Here is a 16,602-nt window from a genome sequence, read left to right as displayed (position 1 = left end):
ACACGACTATTCATGCATTTGGACCCTTTGCTTCGCTTCCCGGCGCGCGAAGGGGATGAATTCGAAGTGGCGGCTTAGAACAAACGTATTCAGGCGAAGATTTTCACGGCCTCTTCGTCAGGATCATGGCAATTTTGCGCCATCATTCGAAACAGGCTTCCGTGAAACTTGAGACGCGACCGGATGGTTCCGGCAGCAGTCTGCACGTGTCAAAGACAATCGATCAAGGTCATGAGGCATTCTCCTTAGGCTGATTTCTTGCAATCGGAAATTCAGTAGGGTTTGGTAGGTTGCCCTCCATATCCCGCGGAAGATGAACTTAAACTGAACTCCCTCAAAAGATTCGCAAATTCCTCTCAAGAGCTGTGTTTCTCAGGGTAGGAAATGATCGACAGAAAGCGGATCGGCAGACTAACGAGCACTTCCGGACCATGCGGCGCATCGGCATCGAAAAAGAGGCTGTCACCCGGCCGCATCGCATAAAGCTTGTCGGCATGACGGTATTCGACTTCCCCTTCCAACATATAGATCAATTCCAGCCCTTCATGCTGAAATGCCGGAAAAACATCAGAATCGGCCGTCAGCGTGATGAGATAGGGCTCGACCTGCAGCCCGCTAGACCCGTTGGCTATGTGACCGAGCAGATTGTACTGATGACCGGCGCGCGTACCCCGCCGCTCCATCTCCACACCCTCGCCGGCCTTGACGAAGACGGCGTTGCGCTTTTCTTCGAACCGCCGGAAAAACGAGGTGACGGGCACTCCAAGCGCCCGCGCCAACGCCTGCAATGTGGTGAGAGACGGCGACGTGTTGCCGTTTTCGATCTTTGAGAGCATGCCGAGCGATATGCCGGTGGCCGAAGCAAGGTCGGCGCCGGTGATGCCGAGCTTCTTGCGAAAGGCGCGGACCTCGTGGCCGATCGCCAATTCGAGATTATTCTCTTTTACGTCGCGTATGGCATGCGAATCCTGGTCCAGGACCGCTCGCCCGTCTTGACCACCATTCCGTCTGCCGCTGCGCCCAGCCTCCGCTTTGGTCATGCTCCGCCCCACTCTATTTTGTGTTTTGGCGAAGCTTACTGTTTTCATGAAGCGCATTCTATCGGTCATGGGAAATTTTCTTTGCCCGGCGAAGTTTTGACAAGGCCGGGAAAGAAGAATTGCCGTTAGGGAAGCGTTTCAACTTGGGAAGAAACAGGAATGCGACGGTAACGTCTGGCTGACCTGAAGATTAGCCCGATCGGCCGTGGCCGTTAGAAAACAAAAAAGAGATGACGCCAACCATCGCTCTATAAACGCGGCACCGCAGCGGCGCGCGCCCATGATATGACCGATCAATGCCGGTCATATCATCCTTGCAGCGCGTTCAGATCACGATGCCGAAGACGATGGCGACGACGAAGAGGAATGCGGCAGAAAACAGCGCAACGTGGATTGCAGTCTGGATCTTGCTGCGCGTCGTCGCAACGCGCTTCGAGCCGTCGAACTGATTCACATGCGTATTCGACATACCCAAATTCGCCATGTGTTGCCTCCGTTCGTTTTTGTCGTTGTCATGTGGGCGAGCCCACGTCCGACATTTATACAATCCCTATCAATTAGGTAGAGATGAATTTTTGTCCAGAGGCCAACGTAAGAAAAAATAAACCATTGGACGGCGGTCTGGCTCGAAAGATCAGCAAGCTGACATCAGCAGAGAATGCGGCGAGCCCAGATCAAAGTGCGCTCTACAGCGCTTGCTTCAGCAGCCGGAGTTTCGGTCGGACCGATCTGACGGCGGCTCTGTTCTTCCGGCAGAGTGACGGTCAACGCGTCCTCTTCTTTTGCCGGTGCTGGCGGATGAAGATACCCCATGGTCATGCCACCCATGAAAAACATGCCTGCCTCCACTCGCGCATGACCCCATGTAGGAGATCACGAAAGTTAACCGCCATTAATGGGATCATGACAGAATTGCGGCACGAGTCAATAGTCTATACGATTAGTCGTCTTTTAAGCGAAGCTTAACTAAAAGGGCGATGAAGGACTAATGATTACAATCAATTAGGCGCGGACAAAGCCTTTGCTCGCAATCATCAGGTTGCGCGTGTAGTCCTGCTTGACATCGCCGGCCGCCAATTCTTTTGCGCTCAGCCGCTCGACGACAGCGCCATTCTGCATCACCACGAGGCGTTCGCACATATGGGTGACGACACCGAGATCGTGACTGACCATAACGAACGTCAGATGACGATCCCTTCGCACCTGCTCCAGCAAATTGAGCACTTCCGCCTGCACGGAAGCATCCAGCGCCGAGGTCGGTTCGTCGAGCAACAGGATAGACGGCTCGACGATCAAAGCGCGGGCAATCGCCACGCGCTGGCGCTGGCCGCCCGATAGTTGGTGCGGATAGCGGAAACGGAAGCCTGAACCGAGGCCGACTTCGTCAAGCGCCCGGGTAATGCGCGTCTCGCTGTCGCCGATGCCGTGGATTGCCAGCGGCTCCAGCAGCAGCCGGTCGATGGTTTGACGCGGATGCAGCGAGCCATAGGGGTCCTGAAACACCATCTGGACCTGGCGGTAAAACGCTTTGGTGCGTTTTGCACCCTTCAGCGCCTCGCCATTAACGCGGATCACGCCGTCGCTGACAGGCGCGAGACCGGCGACGGCGCGCAGTAAGGTCGATTTGCCGGAACCGGATTCGCCGACGAGACCGAAGGATTCGCCCTTGTTCACATCGATGTTGACCGCATCGAGGGCGTAATAACCGTCATAGACGACACTGAGGCCGTCGACCGCAAGCGCCGCCGTCATGCCGCCCACTCCGGCTTGCGATCAAGGACCGGCAGCGGGTGACGGTCCTCGCCGATGACGGGCATGCAGTTCAACAGACCGCGCGTATAGGGATGCTGCGCATTGTTGAGTTCGGAAGCTTTTAATTCCTCGACGATCTTGCCGGCATACATGACGATCACCCGGTCACAGAAGGAGGACACCAGCCTCAGATCGTGGGACACGAAAATCAGCCCCATGCCGCGTTCCGATACCAGCCGGTGCATGATCCTCAGCACATCGAGCTGCACAGTGACGTCCAACGCCGAGGTCGGCTCGTCGGCGATCAGCAGCTCCGGGCCTGCGATCAGCATCATCGCGATCATCGCGCGCTGGCCCATGCCGCCGGAGACTTCATGCGGATGCAGGTCGTAGACGCGCTTAGGATCGCGGATCTGCACCGCTTCCAGCATGGCGAGCGCACGCTCGCGCGCTTCCGCCCTGCTCACCTTCTCATGCGTGCGCAACGTCTCGGTAATTTGCTTGCCGATGGTCATCACCGGATCGAGTGAATATTTTGGGTCCTGCAGCACCATGGCAATGCGCTTGCCGCGCAGCGACCGGCGCTCCCTGGCCGAGACCGACAGCAGGTCGATGCCGCTGAAGTTCAGCTTGTCGGCCGTGACGATGCCATGCGACGAAGTGAGGCCCATGATCGCGCGGCCGGTTTGCGACTTGCCGGAACCGCTCTCGCCGACAATGCCGAGTCGCTCGCGGCCGAGCGTGAAGGAGACGCCGCGCACGGCTTCGATGATGCCGGTGCGGGTGGGATAGCGAACCCTGAGGTTCTCGACGGTCAACAGCGCCGTCATTGGCCGCTCTCCTTCGGATCGAGCGCATCCCGCAAACCGTCGCCGAGCAGGTTGAAGCCCAGGCTGACGATCAGGATGGCGATACCCGGCATTGCCGCCACCCACCATTGATCGAGATAGTATTTGAACCCGGTGGCAATCATCGCGCCCCATTCCGGCAGAGGGGGCTGTGCGCCCAGGCCCAGGAAACCGAGACCCGCCGCCGTCAGAATGACACCAGCCATATCGAGCGTGACACGCACGATCACCGAGGAGATGCAGAGCGGCATGATATGGCGGAAGACGATACGGATCGGCGAGGCGCCCATGAGTTGCACGGCAGCGATATAATCGGAGCGCCGCACCGTCATCGTCTCAGCCCGCGCCAGGCGCGCATAGGGCGGCCAGGAGGTGATGGCGATCGCAATGATGGCATTCTCGATGCCGGGGCCGAGCGCGCCGGCAAAAGCGAGCGCCAGCACCAACTTCGGAAAGGCAAGGAAGATATCGGTGATACGCATCAGCACGGTGTCGATCCAGCCACCTGCATAGCCAGCTATCATACCGATAAACAGCCCGAGCGGCGCCGAAATGATCGCGACGAGAACAACGATATAGAGGGTCCATCGCGACCCATAGATCAAACGGGACAGGATATCGCGCCCGAGATTGTCGGTACCGAGAAGATAGCCGCCGGTCCCGGGCGGCTTCAGATAGGCATTGGTGAGATCCCCAATACTCGGCGGATAGGGGGCGATAACATTGGCAAATGCCGCCACAAGAATGAGGACGACAATGATCAGCAATCCGAGAACCGCCAGCCGATTGGCGGAAAATTGCCGCCATGTGACATAGGCACGTCCGAGGCTCGCTTGCCGGCGCGACTGCGGCCGATCCGACAGCAGCCAGTCACGCCAGCCGGGTTGCGTGGTCTCAGCGGTCGCCGTCATTTGCGTCGCGTCCTTGGATCGAGAGTGCGGTAAAGCAGGTCGGAGAGCAGGTTAATCCCGATGAAGGCTGTACCGACGACGACAGTTCCGCCGAGCACGGCGTTCATATCGGCGTTCTGCAGCGAGCTGGTGATGTAGAAACCGATGCCCGGCCAGGAGAACACGATCTCCGTCAGCACCGAACCTTCCAGCAATCCGGCATAGGAGAGCGCGATCACCGTGATCAGCGGCACGGCGGCGCTGCGCAGCGCATGTCCCCAGATCACCCGCGTTTCCGAAAGCCCCTTGGCGCGGGCCGCGACGATATATTCCTGGCCGAGTTCGTTCAGCATGAAACTGCGCGTCATCCGGCTGATATAGGCAAGCGAGAAGTAGCCGAGCAGCGAGGCCGGCAGAATGATGTGGCGGAATGCATCCCAGAACACATCCCATTGCCCCTGCATGGCGCTGTCGATCAGATAAAAGCCGGTGATCGGCGTGAAGGTATATTCGAAGGCGATGTCGATGCGCCCGGGATAGGCCACCCAGCCCAGCTTGGCATAAAAGATGACGAGCGACACCATGGCCAGCCAGAATACCGGCACCGAATAGCCGACGAGGCCGATGACGCGGACGATCTGGTCGATGAAGCTGTTGCGGCGCACGGCGGCAAGCACGCCGAAGGGAATTCCGAAGATCGCGCCGATGATCGTACCAACGGTCGCAAGCTCCATCGTCGCCGGAAAAACGCGCCGGATATCGTCCATCACCGGATTGGTCGTCAGCACGGATGTGCCGAAATCGCCGGTCAGGGCACTCAGTAGATAATAATAGAACTGCAGATAGAGCGGCTGATCGAGATGCATTTCACGGCGCAGGCGCTCCAGCACCTGCGTAGGTGCATGGTCACCGGCAATCGCCAATGCCGGATCGATCGGGATGACGCGCCCGATGAAGAAAGTGACGGCGAGAAGGCCGAGATAGGTCGTGACCGCCACGACCAGGAAGCGCAGAACGCCCATCAGAATGGGCGCGGCACGGCCCTTTTTGGGCCGCACCTCCATTTTCCGTTCGACAGTGCTCAAAGAACCAGTCCTATCGGACCATCACTTCGACACGGGCCAGACAAAATTGGTGTCGAAGCTCGGGCCGAGCTTGAAGTCCTTCACATCCTTGCGATAGCCGGCGACTTCCGTCTGCTGGAAGAGGAAGACGAAGGGGCTGGCATCCAGATACTTCTTCTGGATCTCCTGATACATGGCGCCGCGCTTGGCAGCGTCGACCTCGAACAGGGCAGCCTTTGTCTCCTTGTCGAGTTCAGGTGTCGTCCAGTCGTTGCGCCAGGCGAGCGTCTTGTTGGTGCCGGCGTCGGAGTTGTCGGGATTGTTCGTGAACGTATCGGCATTGGAATGGGGATCCCAATAGTCATTGCCCCAGTTGCCGAAATAGATGTCGTGGTTACGGGCGCGATACTTGGTCAGCTTCTGCTTGCCATCGCCGGGGATGATCTCGACCTTGATCCCGGCCTGGCCGAGCGTCTGCTGGATCGAGGTGGCAACGCCCGTATCCGGCTCGATGCTGCGCACGTCCATCGTCACGGAGAAACCGTTCGGCAGGCCGGCCTTGGCAAGCAGGTCCTTGGCCTTGGCAACATCAAGCTTGAACGGATTTTCATCCAAGGAGCCAAGCATGCCCTTCGGCTCGAAGGTCTGATGGATTTCGCCTATGCCCTTGATAAGCGTCTTGCTGATGGCGTCATAGTCCACCAGGTATTTGAACGCCTGCTGCACTTCCGGCTTGGCGAGGTTCGGGTTCTTCTGGTTGAGGCTGACGTAATAGATCGTGCCCTTCGGCGCATTGGTGGAGGTAAGTTCAGCGTTCTTCTCGATGGCCGCGAGGTCGGTCGGCGACAGGTTGCGGGCAACGTCGATGTCGCCATTCTCCAGCGCCAGGCGCTGCGCCGAGCTTTCCTTCATGAAGCGGTAGATGACGCGCGCAAGCTTCGGCTTTTCACCGTAATAATTGTCGTTGCGCTCCAGAACGACGGCCTGGTTGGCGCGCCATTCGCGCAGCTTGAACGGACCGGAGCCGGCATAGCCGGTCTTCAGCCAGCCATTGCCGAAATCGTTGTCGTATTTGTTGTCGGCCGACGGCGTCACCGGTTTGACGTGCTCCATAACCAGCTTCTTGTCGACCACTTCCGCAACCGTCGCTGTCAGGCAGTTCAGCACGAAGCTCGGCGCATAGGGCTTGTCGACGGTGAAGGTGAAGGTGCTCGGATCCGTAGCCTTAGCCTTTTCCGTGACGTTGTCGCCGGTCAGGCCGAACTGGGTGAGGATGAAAGCGGGGCTCTTGTTGAGCTTGACGACGCGCTCGAAGGACCAGGCGACGTCATCGGCGGTGATCGGATTGCCCGATGCGAATTTGAGGCCGGGCTTCAGCTTGAACGTATAGGTCAGGTGATCGTCGGAGACCGACCAGCTCTCGGCAAGATCGCCCTGGATCTTGGAGGTATCGTTGATATCGAGGCGAACGAGCAGGCTGTAGCTGTTGCCGGTAACCTCGGCGGCGGAGAGTTCGTAGGCTTCGGCCGGGTCCATGCTGAGAATGTCGTCGAAGGCGAAACCTTCAACCAGCGTATCCTTCGGCGTTATCGCGAAAGCGCTCGGCACAGCCATCGTCAAAAGCGTGAGAGCCGCACCGGCCGAAAGGGCGCGAAAGTTGCGGTTCATCTTGATCATCATCATGTTTTCGTTCCCTTATTTTAGCTTTTATTACTATCAATCACGCACGCGACTTGCTGCTCTCTCCCCAAGCAGAAGCCAGGATACGAAGCCAGTTCTCCCTGCATAGCTTCACAAGATCGGCTTCAGCATAGCCAACGTTCCTGAGCGCAGCAATCAGCTTTTGGTTGCCTGCAGCGTCGCCGATTTCTTCCGGAATCGTCGCTCCGTCGAAGTCCGATCCGAGGCCGACGCAGTCGATGCCGACACGGCTGACGAGGTGGTCGACATGGCGAACCAACACCTCGATCCGGGTGTTGGCATCCGAGCGGCCGTCCTCGCGCAGCATGGCCGTCGCATAGTTCAAACCGACGATGCCGCGGCTCTCCCTGATGGCGTCGAGCTGCTTGTCGGTGAGATTGCGGGCGACGGGGGTGAGCGCATGCGCGTTGGAATGGCTGGCGACCAGCGGCTGATCCGATGTCTTCGCCACATCCCAGAAGCCTTTCTCGGTGATATGGGCAAGGTCGATGACGATGCCGAGCCGATTGCACTCGCGCACCAGCGCAAAACCAGCATCGGTGAGGCCCGGCCCGGTATCGGGCGAGCTCGGATAGGCGAAGGGTACGCCATGGGCAAAGACGTTATTGCGGCTCCAGACGGGGCCGAGCGAGCGCAGGCCGGCCGCATAGAAGGTTTCGAGCGCGACGAGATCGGCGTCGATGGCCTCGCAGCCCTCCATGTGCATCACCGCGGCGAAGATGCCCTTTTCCATGCAGTCGCGGATTTCGGCGGTCGAGCGGCAAAGCTTCCAGACGCCGGCGCGATCGAGCTTGAGGGCGATCGCTGCCATTTCGAGCGCGATATCGAGCGACGGCGCCCGCTCCAGTGGCGGCGAGAGCGGTGTTGCATAATGGCCGTTGCGATCGGGATCGGCGAAGACGAGATTGCCGGAGGGGATATAGATGGCGCAGAGGCCGCCGCCCAGCCCACCGGCCTTGGCGCGGGGCGCATCGATATGGCCAGTCGATATTCCATCTCTGAACTCGGCAACCGGATCAGTTCCTTCGCGGGCATGATTCCAAAGTCTCAGCAGAACGTCGTTATGGCCATCAAATACGGATTGCATTGTCTATCCTGGATAATGCGCTCGGACGAGCGGCGGGAAGCGGCCAGAATAGAAAAGATGGCAGGATTCGCCATACCTAAATGAAAAAAATCTGCATTAGCATAGAATGTCGCAGCAAACGAAAAAGGCGGGGGCAAAACCCCCGCCTCGAGATATCAGACGAAACCTCGGCCGCTTCAGTGTTTGACACGCTTCTTCTGGCGGTAGACGTCGATTGCGACGGCGGCGACGATGATGATGCCCTTGGCGATTTCCTGATAGTAGGCGTCGACGTTCAGGAAGGTGAAGCCCGAGATCATCACGCCGAGGATGACCGTACCAATGATCGTGCCGGTGATGCGTCCGACACCGCCCGTGAGCGAGGTGCCGCCGATGACGGCAGCGGCAATCGCATCCAACTCGTAGGTTACGCCCATGCCAGCCTGCGCCGTCTGGACGCGGGCGGCGGTGATGATGCCGGCAAGCCCGGCCAGAAGTCCGGCAATCGCATAGACCTTTACCAGATGTGCCTCGACATTGATGCCGGAGACGCGTGCTGCCTGCACATTGGCGCCGATCGCATAGGTGAACTTGCCGTAGCGAGTGTAGCGCAGCACGATATGGAAGATCAGCGCGACAAGCAGGAAGACGACGACGGGCCAGATGCCGGTGCCGATGAAATTGAACTGATCGGTGAGGCCGGAGACCGGTTGCCCCTTCGTGTACAATTTCGACAGGCCGCGGGCCGACACCATCATGCCAAGCGTCGCGATGAACGGCGGAATCTTGGTTTTCGTGATGAGCTGGCCGTTGACGTAACCGGCGGCAAGGCCGATCAGCAGGCCGATGCCGATCGGAACGAAAAACGGCATATCGGTCAGCGCTGGATAAAGCGCCCGCGCCCAGGTCGAGGACTGTGCGAAGCTCGCCGCCACCATGGCGGTCAACCCGACGACGGAGCCCGATGAAAGATCGATGCCGCCGGTGATGATGACCTGCGTGACCCCGACCGAGATGATGCCGATCACGGAAACCTGCAGGATCATGATCTTCAGGCGCTGCACATTGAGCAGAAAGCTCTGACCGACGAAGATCCAGCCGAGGATTTCGCACAGGAGCGCAATGCCGATCAACACCAGGAAGATGCCGAGTTCCGGCGGGACGCGGCGGCGCCTGGGACGCGTCACTGACGGTGCGGTCGCCTCTGCAACTTTGCTAACCATGGTTCAGTCCTCCCTTGCGATGATTGGCGGCGTCACTGCGCGGCCAGTTCCATCACCTTCACTTGAGTTGCTTCCGCACGATCGAGAAAACCGGTCACCCGTCCCTCATGCATCACCATGATGCGATCGCTCATGCCGAGAACCTCCGGCATCTCCGACGAAATCATGATGACAGCGACGCCGTTACGCGCCATTTCGGTGACCAGGCGGTGGATTTCCGCCTTCGCGCCGACATCGATGCCGCGGGTCGGCTCATCCAGGATCAGGATGCGCGGATTGGTGAGCAGCCAACGGCCGATCAGCGCTTTCTGCTGATTGCCGCCGGAAAGATTTTCGATGCGCTCGTCAAGGTTCGGCGTCTTGATGCGCAGCTTGCGCGCCATCTCCTCGCAAGTCGCCTCCATCGCGCCCTCCTGCACGAAGCCGGCCCGCACGAACTTGTCGTGCAGCACGGCGACCTGCATGTTCTCGAGCACGCTGAGGATCAGCAGACAGCCGGTATCCTTCCGGTCTTCTGTCAGGAACGCCATGCCGTGCCGGATTGCCGCCGCCGGCGAGGAGATATCGACCTTCTTGCCGAAAAGCTCGACCGTGCCGGACGAAGCCGGCGTCACGCCGAACAGCGCTTCGGCGACATTCGAACGGCCGGAGCCGACGAGACCCGCGACCCCCAAGATTTCGCCGGCCTTAACATCGAAGGAGACATCGGAAAACACGCCGTTCAGGGTGAGCCCCTTGACGGAAAGGACGGTGTCGCCGATCGGCACCTCTTCTTTCGGGAACATCTGGGTGATCTCGCGGCCGACCATCATGCGGATGATGTCGTCGCGGGTGACGTCGGTGGACGTATGCGTGCCGATATATTTTCCATCGCGGAACACCGAGAATTCATCGGCGATCTCGAACAGCTCGTTCATTTTGTGGGTGATGTAGACGATGCCGATGCCCTGCGCGCGCAGATCGCGGATGATCTCGAAGAGATGCGCCACCTCACGTTCGGTCAGCGCCGACGTCGGCTCGTCCATGATCAGCACGTCGGAATTATAGGATACCGCCTTGGCGATCTCGACCATCTGGCGGTTGGCGACCGAAAGCTCGCGCACCTGAATTTCCGGATCGATGGTGATGTTCAGGCGGCGAAAGAGCTCGTCGGTCTTCCTGTTCATCTCGGCATGGTCGACGAAGCCCAAGCGGTTCTTCGGCTCGCGACGGATCCAGATATTCTCGGCAACGGTCATGAAGGGCATCAGGTTGAGCTCCTGATGGATCATCGCAATGCCGTTTTCCAGCGCATCCAGCGGAGACTTCAGACGAATCTCGACGCCCTTCAGGCGCACTTCGCCCTGATCCGGAATATAGATGCCGGCTAGAATTTTCATCAGCGTCGACTTGCCGGCGCCGTTTTCGCCCATCAGCGCATGCACGGTGCCGCGCTTCAGACGGAAGGAAACATCATCGAGGGCCAGCACGCCCGGAAATTCCTTGCGGATACCTTCGGCACTCAGCAGATAGGCGGCATTGGGGACCGCGCCGCTGGCGCGCACCGCAGCCATGGTGGATGGGCTCACAACCATCTTTTCCCTCCCGGGAGCTGTCGGAATTTGAGGATGCGGGCTCCAGCGCCCGCATCCATTGCTAACAGCGCCTTAGTTCTTCTTGACGAAGTCCTTGACGTTCGCGGGCGTCACGAGCTGGAAGGGGATATAGACCTTCTTGTCGACCTTGTCGCCCTTGGCAAGCTTCAGCGCGGCGTCCACCGCACCCTTGCCCTGACCGGCAGCATCCTGGAAAACGGTGACGTCGAGGTCGCCGGCCTGCATGGCGGCCAAGGCATCCTGCGTCGCATCGACACCGCCGATGACGACTTTATCCATCGACTTTCCGGCAGCCTTCAGCGCCTGAATGGCACCGATCGCCATTTCGTCATTGTTGGAAATGACAGCGTCGAATTCCAAACCGCTGGAAAGCCAGTTGGTCATCAGGTCGGCGCCCTGGGTGCGCTGCCAGTTGGCGGTCTGTTCCTGAACGATCTGGATGCCTTTGCATTCGTCGGTGGCGAGAACGTCATGCACGTCCTTGGTGCGCATGCGGGCTGCCTGGTTCGACAGTTCGCCCATCATGACGACGGCCTTGCCCTTGCCCTTCAGCAAGCGGCACACTTCCTTGGTTTCCAGCGTGCCGGATTCCTGCTCGTTGGAAGCGACGAAGGCCTGCTTGTCCGGCAGGCTGTCAACGTTCGCCGGCTCGCGGTTGACGTAGATCAGCGGAATTTTCGCATCGGCAGCGAGCTTCGACATGGCAGCCGTGGCATCCGTGTCGACCGGGTTTACGATGATGGCATCGACCTTACTGGCGATGAAATTCTGGATCTGGCTCTGCTGCTTGGCGACGTCGTTCTGGGCGTCTTCGACCTGCAGCGTCACACCCTTCATCGTCTTGGCATAGTCCTGCATGCCGTTGCGCAGAACGGTCAGAAAGTTGTCGTCGAACAACGCCATCGACACGCCGATGTTTTCGGCATGGGCCGCAGTCGACAGCAGAAGCGCCATCGCGGAGCCCAGAATGAGTTTTCTCATGATTTTTCCTCCCAATTGCGGTGTCCGGCCACACCCCTCCTGAACGCCGGAGCCCCCGGTATCGACCGCAGGGCCAACAATCCCGAGCTGCCATCTCCCATAACGGCACCTCAAAAAACGGAACAAACAAACCGTAAAATCCCATCTTCAGAATATTTATTCCATTTTTCCGTAAAAACGTCAACACTATTTTGTAGTCGCGCTAACGGAACTGACGATCGACGCGCGATAGGGAATTTTTGGCCGAAAAAGGCTGTAAAAGCTGGCGATCGAGCCTACATGTGGGCCGCTCACGCTGATGGAACGGACATTCCATCGACATTCGAATGACGTAAAATACCGTCGATCCCAAGCCGAAACCACCGACTGACAATGGAGAACCAGCATGCCCTCGATGTACCGCTTCTCAGTCCCCGTCTTTCAACGCGGCCTCGCAAACCTTGCGACCTATGTCGACGCGATCGAGGCCTATGCGGCGGAAAACGGCACCGATCCGAACGAACTTGTCGGCGCACGCCTCATTGACGACATGCTGCCGCTCTCCGGCCAATTTCAACGCGCCACCGACAGCGCCAAACTCGCGATCGCCCGGCTGACAGGCATTGACGCGCCGCGCTTCGAAGACAACGAAACCACCGTTGCCGAGCTGCGCGAACGCCTGAAGAAGACGGAGGATTTTCTGGCGACGATCACACCGGAGACGATGCAAGGCACCGAAAGCCGGGAAGTGACGATCGCACCTGGCGGTAATAAGATCGTGTTCAGCGGCGAGGATTATCTCGCAAGCTTCGCTCTGCCGAACTTCTTCTTCCACGTCACCACAGTGCACGACATTCTGCGCAGCCGTGGGCTGCCGGTCGGCAAGATGACCTATCTCGGCCCGTTTGCCCGATAGCCTGCTATTTAAGCTGGATTAGGGCCGGCGCGATACCGGCCCTTTTTCCGTCAGTTCGGTATAGGCGAGTGTCTGATCGAGATGCTCAGCCCTCAGCGACAGCAGCTTTTCGGCATAGGCAAGCCGAGTTGCCGCATGATCCGGGTCATCAGCGAGATTGGTAAGCTCCATCGGATCATTCGCCAGATCGAACAGCAAGGGCGGCAGCCCGGCGAAGTGAACGTATTTGAAACGCTCGTCCCTGATGACGGCGAGATTGCAGGCCTTCGACCTGAGGCCGAAATGCCGTTCCGCCTCGCCGTTCGCGATATCGCGGAAATCGAACTCCCAGAAGGCCGCGTCGCGCCACCGCTCCGGCTCGGCGCCCTGGATAAAGGGCAGAAGCGTTTCGCCATCGAGATGATTGTCGGGCACAAGACCCAGGCGATCGCAAAGCGTTGGGAAAATATCGGCGGCGCTGGTGAAGCGTTCCACCTGCCGGCCGGTACCGCCAGGCTGCCCCGGATCGCGGATGACCAGCGGGATATGATAGCTGCCATCGAAAAAGCCGCCCTTACCCAGCATCCAGTGATCACCCATCATTTCTGCATGGTCTGACGTGAAGACGATCAGCGTATCGTCCCAGGCATCCGCATCCCTCAGCGCCTGCCAGATCCGCCCGAGCTGCGCATCCACTTCGGCGATCATGCCGTAGTAGGTGGCGCGGATCGCTGAGAGATCCTCAGCCGTCCAGTCGCTCGCAGGCCCCTCGCCGCCATGGATGAAGCCGCCCTTGCCGATCAGCGGCATGGCGAAGGCGAGAAAGGGATGTGCCGCCAACTCTGCCTTGCGGTCGGCAGCGCGCGCAAAAGCCGGTCCGTCGCTTGCGGCAAACATGCGGTTATAGGGTTCAGGCACCGAAAACGGCGGATGCGGCCTGAGGAACGAGACATGCGCGAACCAGGGCTCGTCCTGTTCGCCGAGCCAGCGAATGAATTCGCCGGCGAGAAAAGCCGTCTGCGTCTCATCCTTGGAGTAAGCCGGCGCGGTATTGGAGATCTCACCTGGCTTCGCGCCGACGGGGATGTGGATATCACGGCTCGTCGCCCCCTCATGCCCCTTCGAGCGCAGCCATGAAAGCCATTGCTTTTCATGCTCCGGCAGAAGCTGGCGCATGCTGAAACCGGGAAGTACGCCCTCATAGGTCGTCAGATGCGGATCGTTGGGGTTCATGCCACGCGGATCCGGCGCCGTATCGGTATAGCCGAACAAGGTCGGATCATAGCCGGCGCGGCGGGCGGCAAGCGCCAGGTTGTCGAAACGCACATCCAGCGGCGAACCATTGCGGCAGACGCGATGGTTCATCTGATAAAGGCCGGTATAAAGCGTCGCCCGCGCCGGCGAGCAGGGTGCTGCTCCGGCGAAATGCCGGCGGAACAACACACCGTCGCGCGCCAGAGCATCGATATTGGGCGTCTTCACGCAGGGGTGACCGACGGCGGAGAGACAATCGCCTCGCCATTGATCGGCTGAAATCAGCAATACGTTCGGGCGCTTGCTCGAAGCCCGACGCTCAATGCTGATTGGATTTGGCATGCCAATTCCAGGCGGATTCGATGATCCGCGACAGATCATATTTCGGCGACCAGCCGAGAACGTCGCGGGCCTTGTCGTTATTGGCAACCAGCGTGGTCGAATCGCCTTCGCGGCGGCCGACATATTCGACGGGGAAAGGCCGGTTCGACACCGTCTCGATCGTCGACAGCAATTCCTTGACCGTCGTGCCCGTACCCGTGCCGAGATTGAGCGCGACCGATTCGCCGCCCCGCAGCAGATATTCCACCGCCCGGACATGCGCATCCGCCAGGTCGAGGACGTGGATATAGTCGCGCACGCAGGTGCCGTCGCGCGTATCATAGTCGCTGCCGAACACCTTGAAGCCCTGACGGCGCCCAAGCGCCGCATCGATCGCCAACGGGATGGCATGGGTCTCCGGCGTATGCCACTCGCCGATGCGCCCTTCGAAATCGGCGCCGGCCGCATTGAAATAGCGCAGCACCACGGAGCGCAGACCCTTGTATTGGTCATAATCGGCAAGCGCCTGCTCGACGATATATTTGGTACGGCCATAGGGATTGATCGGCACCTGCCGGTGGCTCTCATCCAGCGGGACGCTCTGCGGCAGGCCATAGGTCGCGCAGGTGGATGAAAATACGAAAGCCCCGATGCCGGCCGCCTGCGCCGCCGACAGCAGCGTCAGCGTGCCAATGACATTGTTCTCATAGAACGAGACAGGATCCTTGACCGACTCGCCGACCTCGATCAGCGCCGCGAAATGCAGGATGGCGGCCGGCTTGTATTTCGCCAGAACTTCATCGAGCCGCGCCCGGTCCCGGATATCGCCCTCTTCCGCCGGACCCCATTTGACGAATTCGCGATGACCGTTGGAAAAATTGTCGTAGACGACGGGCTGAAACCCCTTATTCGCCAGATCCAGACACGTATGCGAGCCGATATAGCCGGCTCCCCCGACCACCAGAACCGTTTCTCCTGCCATGACCATCCCTTCTCAAAGACTGACTGCTCAAGCACGCAGCGTCGTGCTCGAATCCCCGCGTAGAGTTAGAGACCTGTAGATCAGTTGCAAGACCAGAAAAAGACGGGAGCTCTGCCAGCTCTAACGAAGAGCATCAGAATGGCCTATGCCGGCTTTGCCTGCGGCTTGCTTGCATGAAATAGGATTCCGACCAGCGCCATAACCGGCGGCACGAGGAAGCATTCCACGCCGGCGAACATGAAAAGCAGGGCCGCCGCGGCGCAGCCGCAGGCAAAACCGCCGACCGCAGCACCCATTCGGCCGAGTCTTGCCTTGATGGTGGCTTTCGCCTCTGGGGCGGTTCCTAGCAGAAGATCGGCGATATCGATCATGATCTGCGTCGTCGTGCCCGTCATCAAAGTCGTCGGCGGCGCGGAGGCAAGATGAATGCGGTGCAAGGCATTCTGGATAGCCATGGCTGAAACTAGCGTCATTCCGGTGAGGATCGCCTGCCACCCATCGCCGCTGGCGAAGGGGCCGAAGCTGATGGCAAAGATGGCCGCAAGCACGAGCAGCAGGAATTTCAACGTCAGGATTATCCGCAACACCGGCAATTTGCGCCGCGATAGATCACCGCCCAACAGATGGGCGAGAATGACGACGATGCAGAAGACCGGCAGCGCCAGCAGCTTGGCAATCGCACCCGAAGTTCCCAGTACCATGGAAGCGCCGAAGGTAACGAAATTGCCGGTGACATGTGCGGTGAACAGACCGTGCAGGGCAAGGAATCCGGCAGTGTCGACATAGCCGCCGTTGATGCTGAGAAGGGTCGGCAGGCTCGGCTTCATCGGCTCCTCGCTCATTTCGATCGGCTCCGACCTTATCGCGCCATATAGCCGCCGATGTCGAGACGTTTGCGCGTCTGCCGATCAAAGCACCGTATTTCTTGCCAATTGGCAGGCCCGTAACATGTTGCAGACCGCGGTTGTATACCCTTGCCTGATTGGGTTGTGCTTTGCTAGCTTTCGGTTC

Annotated in this window: 16 protein-coding genes; 1 reads left to right on the top strand and 15 read right to left on the bottom strand. The window is 59.3% G+C overall.

Annotation, left to right across the window (positions count from 1 at the left end):
* Positions 1-356 precede the first annotated feature (356 nt).
* The 12 genes from ACXHXG_RS17355 to ACXHXG_RS17300 all read right to left on the bottom strand — a co-directional run bounded on the left by ACXHXG_RS17355 (position 357) and on the right by ACXHXG_RS17300 (position 12,160).
* Entirely contained in the window at positions 357-1,040 is a 684-nt protein-coding gene (locus tag ACXHXG_RS17355; RefSeq protein WP_104824844.1) for a helix-turn-helix domain-containing protein, read from the bottom strand.
* A 325-nt stretch (positions 1,041-1,365) separates the two neighbouring features.
* Entirely contained in the window at positions 1,366-1,524 is a 159-nt protein-coding gene (locus tag ACXHXG_RS17350) for a hypothetical protein (RefSeq protein WP_199773502.1), read from the bottom strand.
* A gap of 164 nt (positions 1,525-1,688) precedes the next feature.
* Positions 1,689-1,877, bottom strand: coding sequence for a hypothetical protein (locus ACXHXG_RS17345; protein WP_104824845.1), 189 nt, complete (start codon positions 1,875-1,877; stop codon positions 1,689-1,691).
* 165 nt (positions 1,878-2,042) lie between these two features.
* Positions 2,043-2,792, bottom strand: a complete 750-nt coding sequence (locus ACXHXG_RS17340; protein WP_283048109.1) for an ABC transporter ATP-binding protein — start codon at positions 2,790-2,792, stop codon at positions 2,043-2,045.
* A complete protein-coding gene (locus ACXHXG_RS17335; RefSeq protein ID WP_457900100.1) occupies positions 2,789-3,622 on the bottom strand; it encodes an ABC transporter ATP-binding protein in 834 nt (277 codons plus the stop codon). The genes ACXHXG_RS17340 and ACXHXG_RS17335 overlap by 4 nt, the downstream gene beginning before the upstream one ends.
* Complete coding sequence (locus ACXHXG_RS17330; RefSeq protein ID WP_104824848.1) at positions 3,619-4,551, bottom strand: ABC transporter permease; 933 nt, start codon at positions 4,549-4,551, stop codon at positions 3,619-3,621. Before ACXHXG_RS17330 ends, ACXHXG_RS17335 begins: the two co-directional genes overlap by 4 nt.
* The gene (locus tag ACXHXG_RS17325; RefSeq protein WP_104824849.1) at positions 4,548-5,615 is read right to left on the bottom strand and encodes an ABC transporter permease; all 1,068 of its coding nucleotides are present in this window, start codon (positions 5,613-5,615) and stop codon (positions 4,548-4,550) included. The genes ACXHXG_RS17330 and ACXHXG_RS17325 overlap by 4 nt, the downstream gene beginning before the upstream one ends.
* Positions 5,616-5,636: 21 nt before the next feature.
* The gene (locus tag ACXHXG_RS17320) at positions 5,637-7,277 is read right to left on the bottom strand and encodes an ABC transporter substrate-binding protein (protein ID WP_457900099.1); all 1,641 of its coding nucleotides are present in this window, start codon (positions 7,275-7,277) and stop codon (positions 5,637-5,639) included.
* Positions 7,278-7,314: 37 nt separating this feature from the next.
* A complete protein-coding gene (locus tag ACXHXG_RS17315) occupies positions 7,315-8,382 on the bottom strand; it encodes a dipeptidase (protein WP_457900098.1) in 1,068 nt (355 codons plus the stop codon).
* Between the two features lie 176 nt (positions 8,383-8,558).
* Entirely contained in the window at positions 8,559-9,584 is a 1,026-nt protein-coding gene (locus tag ACXHXG_RS17310) for an ABC transporter permease (protein WP_104824852.1), read from the bottom strand.
* A 32-nt stretch (positions 9,585-9,616) separates the two neighbouring features.
* Entirely contained in the window at positions 9,617-11,158 is a 1,542-nt protein-coding gene (locus tag ACXHXG_RS17305; protein ID WP_457900097.1) for a sugar ABC transporter ATP-binding protein, read from the bottom strand.
* Between the two features lie 72 nt (positions 11,159-11,230).
* Positions 11,231-12,160, bottom strand: a complete 930-nt coding sequence (locus tag ACXHXG_RS17300) for a sugar ABC transporter substrate-binding protein (protein ID WP_457900096.1) — start codon at positions 12,158-12,160, stop codon at positions 11,231-11,233.
* 385 nt (positions 12,161-12,545) lie between these two features.
* On the opposite strand from ACXHXG_RS17300, the gene ACXHXG_RS17295 reads away from it, so the two are divergent.
* A complete protein-coding gene (locus tag ACXHXG_RS17295) occupies positions 12,546-13,055 on the top strand; it encodes a DUF1993 domain-containing protein (RefSeq protein WP_457900095.1) in 510 nt (169 codons plus the stop codon).
* A gap of 18 nt (positions 13,056-13,073) precedes the next feature.
* Here ACXHXG_RS17295 and ACXHXG_RS17290 read toward each other — a convergent pair whose 3' ends face one another.
* The 3 genes from ACXHXG_RS17290 to ACXHXG_RS17280 form a co-directional block, all read right to left on the bottom strand.
* The gene (locus ACXHXG_RS17290; protein ID WP_457900094.1) at positions 13,074-14,630 is read right to left on the bottom strand and encodes an alkaline phosphatase family protein; all 1,557 of its coding nucleotides are present in this window, start codon (positions 14,628-14,630) and stop codon (positions 13,074-13,076) included.
* Entirely contained in the window at positions 14,608-15,591 is a 984-nt protein-coding gene (gene galE, locus ACXHXG_RS17285) for a UDP-glucose 4-epimerase GalE (RefSeq protein WP_028751579.1), read from the bottom strand. The genes ACXHXG_RS17290 and galE overlap by 23 nt, the downstream gene beginning before the upstream one ends.
* A gap of 143 nt (positions 15,592-15,734) precedes the next feature.
* Positions 15,735-16,418 carry a YoaK family protein gene (locus ACXHXG_RS17280; RefSeq protein WP_457900282.1) on the bottom strand — a complete coding sequence of 228 codons (684 nt, stop codon included), beginning with the start codon at positions 16,416-16,418 and terminating at the stop codon, positions 15,735-15,737.
* Positions 16,419-16,602: the final 184 nt, after the last annotated feature.

The organism is Rhizobium sp. LEGMi-198b, assembly GCF_054114205.1.
The sequence above is the reverse complement of the archived record's forward strand: the minus strand, read 5'-3'. Positions and strand labels throughout refer to the sequence as shown.